We start from the raw sequence: 6951 nt of genomic DNA on the forward strand, positions 1-6951 counted from the left end.
AGCCACCAGCCGGTGGGCTCCTTAGGGGGCCTGCCGGTTGTGCTTTTCAGCACCGCATTACGTATTTTAGTGAACCTGGGATTTCCTGTCGTATTGGGAAGCCGAAATTGATAGCAGGTTGTTGAAAGCCCGGGCGGTACGCAGATATAGCGTACCAGATGCCTGGCCGGGGTTTTGCAACAGCCTGTTAGCTTTCAGGCGGGGTATATACAGGGTCACACTACTTTCATTCTGAACAGATAACGCAGGAGTTCGTTGTGGATCTGCAACCGCGTAAAAAGACATTTGAGCTGGGTGGCGAAACCGTCACTCTGGAAACGGGCCGTATTGCTCGTCAGGCTACAGGTTCCGTTTTGGTCACCGTGGGTGACATTTCGGTTCTGGGTACCGTTGTTGGTGCCAAAGAAGCCAAGCCGGGTCAGCCGTTCTTCCCGCTGACTGTGAACTATTTTGAAAAAACCTATGCCGTGGGCAAAATCCCCGGTGGTTTCTTCAAGCGCGAAGGCCGTCCTTCCGAGAAAGAAACCCTTACATCACGCCTGATCGACCGTCCGATTCGTCCACTGTTCCCTAACGGTTACATGAACGAGACACAGGTCATCTGTACGGTTATGTCGTCCAGCAAGAACCAGGACCCGGACATCGCCGCGATGCTGGCCGCTTCGGCCGCCCTGTCGATTTCTGGCATTCCTTTCGCTGGCCCAATCGGCGCTAGCCGTGTTGGTTACACCAACGAACGGGGTTACTTCCTGAACCCGAGCTTTGAAGATCTCAAAACCTCCCTGCTAGACATGGTGGTTGCGGGTACTGAAGACGCGGTTCTGATGGTTGAATCTGAAGCCAAAGGCCTGAGCGAAGATCAGATGCTCGGTGGCGTTCTGTTTGCGCACCAGGAAATGCAGACTGCTGTTACAGCAATCAAAGAGTTCGCTGCTGAAAATGGCAAGCCCCGTTGGGATTGGCAGCCAGCTGCTGAAAACACCGAATTGCTGGGCGCGATCAAGTCTGAGTTTGCCGGCGCTATCGAAGAAGCCTATGGCATTCACGACAAGATGGCCCGTTACCAGCGTCTTGGTGAAATCAAAACCGCTGCGGTTGAGAAGCTTGCAGGCGAAGAGGAAGGCCAGCCTTCCGCAGACGAAGTTAAAAAGAACTTCGGAAAAGTTGAGAAAACAGTTGTTCGCCAGCAGGTAATCGATGGCAAGCCACGTATCGATGGCCGTGACAACAAAACGGTTCGTCCGATCGAAATCGAAGTGGGCATCCTGCCAAGCGTTCACGGTTCTGCGCTGTTTACCCGTGGTGAAACTCAGGCGATCGTTACGACGACTCTGGGCACGTCCCGCGATGTGCAGACAATCGACGCCCTGGAAGGCGAGCGCAAGGATCCGTTCCTGTTCCATTACAACTTCCCTCCGTACTCTGTAGGCGAAGCTGGTCGTGTTGGTACTCCTGGCCGTCGTGAAGTTGGCCATGGTCGTTTGGCCAAGCGCGGTGTGATGGCGGTTATGCCAACCATGGAAGAGTTCCCGTATGCCATTCGTGCGGTATCCGAGATTACTGAATCCAACGGCTCCAGCTCTATGGCGTCTGTTTGTGGTTCAAGTCTGGCTCTGATGGATGCTGGTGTGCCATTGAAGGCAGCGGTAGCGGGTATTGCCATGGGTCTGGTTAAGGAAGGCGACAAGTTTGCCATTCTGACCGACATCTTGGGTGACGAGGATCACCTGGGTGATATGGACTTCAAGGTTGCCGGTACCAAAGACGGCATTACTGCTCTGCAGATGGACATCAAAATCCAGGGTATTACTGACGAGATCATGGAGCTTGCCCTGGAGCAGGCTCACGGAGCCCGTCAGCACATCTTGGGTGAGATGAACAAGGTTATCTCTGAGTCGCGTAAAGAGCTTTCTTCGCGTGCTCCGAGCATTACCACTATCAAGATCAACCCTGAGAAAATCCGTGACGTTATTGGTAAGGGCGGTTCTATGATCCGTTCTATCTGTGACGAGACCGGTGCGTCCATTGACCTGGATGACGACGGTAACGTGAAGATCTACGCAGAAAACCAGGAAGCGGCCCAGGCGGCGGTTAACCGGGTTAAGGAAATCACTGCAGAGATTGAAGTGGGTGCTATCTACAAGGGTCGCGTTGAGCGCATTGTGGACTTCGGTGCCTTTGTTAACATCCTGCCTGGCAAGGATGGTCTGGTGCACATTTCCCAGATCTCTGAGCGCCGGATCGAGAACGTAACTGACGAGCTAAGCGAAGGTCAGGAAGTTCTGGTCAAGGTTCTGGATGTGGACAACCGTGGCCGTGTGAAGCTGTCCATGAAGGAAGTCAAAGAAGGCGAGCAGCCGACTGACTTCACTGACTGATAGCTATCAGCTACAAAAAACCCGCCTTTCCTCTGGATTGGCGGGTTTTTTGTTAGTTGTCCCTAAGAAATTCCAGCACAGATTGTTTATAAGCAGGAATCACAAACGTTGCTGCATGGGGTGTATCTGTCTGCAGGAATCGCTTTGGTTTACCGGCGGCCTCGTAAAGGTCTTGGCCGTGGTGGAAGGGAATGATGCCGTCGCGAACGCTGTGAATGATCATCACAGGTACCGGGCTGATGTTGGCTATCTGGTCTACGCCTTCGTATTCGTCCGGGATGGTCCAGCTCAGAGGTGTCTGGAATGGCCAGGTGAGCCAGAAGTTGGAGAGTTTTTCTCTGGCTATGCCACGGAAGCCGGAGAAGGTGCCGTCGAGGATGACGCCGTTGAGTTTCGGGGTCTCGTTGCGTTGTACCCATTCGCTGGCGAGAGTCAGGCCCAGGGCGCCGCCCAGGCTTTGGCCCAAGAGGAAGGTGGGGGTGTTCTCGGTGTCGGGCCGGGTTGCCAGCCAGCGCAGGCCAATTTCGGAGTCGTGGAGGGCGCCTTCTATGTCGGGCGCGCCGGTTGACTTGCCGTAACCCCGGTAGTCGATGGTGAATACGTTGTAGCCTTCTGCAGGCAGCCAGGCGACGTTGAGTAGGTGGCTGCTGATGTTCTGGGCGTTGCGTGGAGGAAGTACACGGTACCTTGCGCCTGGCCCTCTGCCGGTAGCCACCAGCCATGGAGGGTTTCGCCGTCGGCGGTGTCCAGGTAGATGTTTTCATAGGTTAGGTTAAGACGATCTGGTGTTATGTAAGTGGTTTGGTCAGGGAAGAAAAACAGGCTGCTGCAGCCGCTTTGAATTAGCGCTGCGGCTGAGACAATCAACGCCAGTAAGGGTGTTTTTAGCGTGTTTTTTTTCAGAAGTAAGCGTGCAGTCCGGCTTGCCATGTGCTCTGGTACCTGTCGTAGTGATCTTCCCGAGTGAATTCGGCAAACAGGCTGAATTCTCGGCCGATGTGCCAGTTGCCTTTCACGTATACCTGATCTTGCCTGTGCTGGCTGTTGACTATCCAGCTTTGGTTTTAGCACCAGCAGCCAGACTAAAGCGGTTGTTCTGGTGCAGAAGGCCAATGTCTGCGCCGGGCGCAGCGTCGTAGCCGCGGCTTAGGTCATCGTCGATTTCCAGATCGGCTGTGGCAATGGCGAAAGCCTGAGTTTGTTGGCCCAGGCTCCAGCTTCCGCCCGCACCACCTTCCAGGTAGGGCGCCAGAACCCGCTTGTTGCCGGTATCGGTGCGGCGGCCACCAAAGCCTACCTGCCAGGACAATGGTGAGAAAAACGCGTTTCTTGGGCTCAGAGAACGGATTTCCACGGCGGTGAGCTGCTCCAATTGCAGTTCGTCGTTATCAGTGTAGTAGCGTGCGTCCAAACGGAGAAATTGCAGCTGGGCACCGCTACGATAACCGGCGGGTGGGTCCAGAATATCGTGATAAGCCGGCCGGAACGTAAGCTGGGTAAACTCACGGTGGGCCATCTGACCAGCACCTAGGCTCAAGCGAAACGTGTCATGGCCTGATCGTCACGTACCTGCGGCGCTTTTGGTTGTGCAAGTGGCGCAATACCGTCGATTTTACTGCGCTCGCGCAGCAGGCTGTGAGAGAGCGGTGCCGCAATCTCTCTTGGCCAGCTGTCTGCTTCGCTCTGGTAACGGACGTAATCGTAGGTGGCATCAAGCAGGTGGGCACGTTCCTGTGGAGGCAAGGCTAGTACCTCGTCGCTGCCTGGTTTCACATATCCATTTGCGATAGCAGCTGCAAGTGTTTGCTGGGGCTTGGGCAGCGTTGAAAGGCTATGAGCCACAGAGGTGGCTGCCGATGCACGGTAGTGTACTTCTGCAACCAGGTCTTTATCCACTACCCAGCGAACGGTGTCTGAAGGTATGGCGTGAGTGCTGACTTCACCCAGGAGGTTGGTTCCGGGGCGCGCGATGTCGATGAGTGCGAGCAGGCGGTAGGCGCAATTTTCATCAAAGAAATAGTAGTCGAAATTGCGATCCCGAATTTCCCAGGCATGAGCCAGCATGAAGTCGACTTCATGCTGGCTCAGGTTCAGTTTGTATTCCCACAGGTCCCGGTGCTCAATATCGGAGTAGAGTCGAATTTTTTCGTAATAGGGCTGAACGGTTGTTATTCCGGGGTAACCGCCAAAAATACCCCGGTAAGCGAAGAGTAATTCGCTGTCGTGAGCCGCCGCATCGGCAGCGTAGGAAATTGTGTTGGCAAGCAGCAGGTTGGTTTGTTCGTCATCCTGAGGCGGATCCAGTCTTAAGAAAGTGTGGCCAAACATGGATGAAGGGCTATTCAGGTAAGACGCGGCAAAAACAAGCGTAATGCTTTCTGTGTTAAGCGTTTCCATCCATTGCTGGTAATCGGGGCACTTTGCATTGTTTGCAGGCAGATCAAGGCGCTCGCGAAGCCAGGCGTCTCTGGCCGGGAAACGGCATCGTGCGTGATTGTTGCCGTCTCCTGGTTGCTGTATAGCCTCTAGGGTCGCTTCCAGTTCTGCCTTGGGAGAGGTTTTGCCGGCCTCGCTCAGGAAAAATTCCGGATCGTCGGCTTGGCTGGTATAGCCACCGCCAAACTTGCCAGGCTGGTAATGAATGAGCGTGAGCCAGGCTGGGTCCAGATGAAGTGAATTGTCAGCGGCCAGAGTTTGCGCCTGCAGAGGTAAGCTGATGATGAGCCAAAGCAAGGCTGGCCCAATGCGAAGCGAATTGCCCATGGGTATGTGCGGGTTCCGGTCAGGTCGGGAATGTCGAAGCGGGAGAAGTGTGCGCCATCCTTGGCGCTTAGGCATACCTGCAAGTCAGCTATCAGGCCGCTACGTATTTGCTAAGCGACTCATTTTTTTCCAGCAGGGCAACAATCGCATCCACTGCCTCACCAGAAGTGGTGTCTGATTTTGGGAAAATAACTGCGAAGTTGTTCTGCAGAACCTGGCGGAAGTTGGTGCGATCCGCTTCATCAACGCCCAGAAGAACCGCGAGAGTTTCCAGGTTTTCACCATTGCCGCGAGACATATCGCGGGCTACTTTATCGATGTTGCTGTCCATGTACATGGCCATAGACTGAACAGACTCGTTGGTCTGGCAGCCCAGTGTGCCGGTGGTCATGCCGAATGTCTGGTTGCCAAATGTACCGTTGGTTGTTGCAGCCAGCACGTGGGGAGCAATGCCGGATTGTCCCTTCCAAATCATGGCGCCAACGCCGCAGCCTGGTTGAGCAAAGGCCATAGAAGAGGCACCCAAAAGAATTGCACCTGCGATCAGTTTTTTCATTATTCACTCCTAGGTCAGTGTTTTAGCTGTTTTCGCATGCCACGTTAGCCATTAGCGGGCTCTCAATGTGGGCACGGCTCCTCCTGCAATTTCCGTACACAGTGAAACCGTGATTCTGAGTATAGTTCAATATCTGAATCTGACAGTCTGGCTGAGCATTAAATTTTTTAAGTGATTGAGAAGTGTATGAATAGGCGTGCGTCCATATTCCTGAGTTGGTTAAAAAGCAGCCAATAGTTTCTCTATTGTTATAAGGAGCTTCCTTCCGTATAGTGACGACCGGCCATGAAGGCCTGGTAACAAAACACACGGAGACAATCTTTTGAAAAAAGTTCTAATTGCATCATCACTGGTACTGGCTGGCGCGCTGTCAGGCTGTAGTTCAATGAACGTTAGCTCTAACTCTATGCCGATCACTGCTCCTCTGCAGACCGACATCAAAGCTGACATAGAAGTTGGTGAGAAAATCACCGGTAAGGCTTCCGTAACTAAGATTCTGTTCTTCACTATCGGTAGCGACAAGCATTTCGCAGACGGCGTTTCCTACGGTGGGTCCAGCGGTGGTATGGGTCTGCCTTTCGGCGATCCGGTTTCCAAGGCTAAGTCAGCCGCTGCTTACAAGGCTGTTACTGCCTCTGGTGCAGACATCATTGTTGCCCCACGTTACACCGTTGAGACTGAAGACTTCGTAGTTTTCGGAACCATCAACGTAACGGTTGAAGGCTACAAAGGCACTATCAAGAGCATCAAGTAATACGCTTTTGATTTGCTGTTTGTAAAAAAAGGCCGGTGTACATAGGTACAGCGGCCTTTTTTGTGCCTACTAGCTGGCGGTTAGCCACCCAGGTAAGCATTTTGAACATCCGGGTTTTCCAGCAAATTCTTACCTGTATCATGCAGGCGAATTTTACCCGTCTCCAGCACATAGCCTCTGTCAGCGAGGTGTAGAGCCTGATGGGCATTCTGTTCCACCAAAAACACGGTAATACCTTCGTCCCGTAGATGGCCGATAATCTCGAAGATCTGCTTGATGATCAGCGGAGCCAGCCCAAGTGAAGGTTCATCCAATATAATCATGTTTGGGCGGCTCATAAGCGCGCGCCCGATTGCCAGCATTTGTTGTTCACCACCAGACATGGTGCCCGCGCGCTGCAGTTCACGTTCTTTCAGGCGCGGGAAGAGCTCGTACACATGCGCTTGGCTTTTGCGTATCTCGGATTTCGTATTGAAGAACCCGCCCATGTGCAGGTTCTC

The 6951-nt window shown here is 53.4% G+C and carries 4 protein-coding genes and 2 pseudogenes; 2 read left to right on the top strand and 4 right to left on the bottom strand.

Annotated elements, in window-relative coordinates; genetic code table 11:
* Positions 1-257: 257 nt before the first annotated feature.
* Positions 258-2378, top strand: coding sequence for a polyribonucleotide nucleotidyltransferase (pnp, locus tag BCA33_RS06705; RefSeq protein WP_071264433.1), 2121 nt, complete (start codon positions 258-260; stop codon positions 2376-2378).
* A 52-nt stretch (positions 2379-2430) separates the two neighbouring features.
* Here pnp and BCA33_RS06710 read toward each other — a convergent pair.
* The 3 genes and pseudogenes from BCA33_RS06710 to BCA33_RS06720 form a co-directional block, all read right to left on the bottom strand.
* Positions 2431-3308 (bottom strand): annotated as a pseudogene (locus BCA33_RS06710) (alpha/beta hydrolase).
* Positions 3278-5141, bottom strand: a pseudogene (locus BCA33_RS06715) (DUF4105 domain-containing protein). The pseudogenes BCA33_RS06710 and BCA33_RS06715 overlap by 31 nt, the downstream one beginning before the upstream one ends.
* 91 nt (positions 5142-5232) lie before the next feature.
* Positions 5233-5697: a DUF3015 domain-containing protein gene (locus BCA33_RS06720; RefSeq protein WP_071264435.1), complete on the bottom strand. Its 465-nt coding sequence runs from the start codon at positions 5695-5697 to the stop codon at positions 5233-5235.
* A gap of 322 nt (positions 5698-6019) precedes the next feature.
* Here BCA33_RS06720 and BCA33_RS06725 point away from each other — a divergent pair, with 322 nt between their 5' ends.
* Complete coding sequence (locus BCA33_RS06725) at positions 6020-6451, top strand: hypothetical protein (protein ID WP_071264437.1); 432 nt, start codon at positions 6020-6022, stop codon at positions 6449-6451.
* Between the two features lie 80 nt (positions 6452-6531).
* On the opposite strand, the gene BCA33_RS06730 is transcribed toward BCA33_RS06725, so the two are convergent.
* Positions 6532-6951 (bottom strand): ABC transporter ATP-binding protein (locus tag BCA33_RS06730; RefSeq protein WP_139172920.1); only part of this gene is annotated, 420 nt, incomplete at its 5' end.

The sequence above is a fragment of the Marinobacter sp. AC-23 genome (assembly GCF_001858325.1).
Taxonomy (GTDB): Bacteria; Pseudomonadota; Gammaproteobacteria; order Pseudomonadales; family Oleiphilaceae; genus Marinobacter.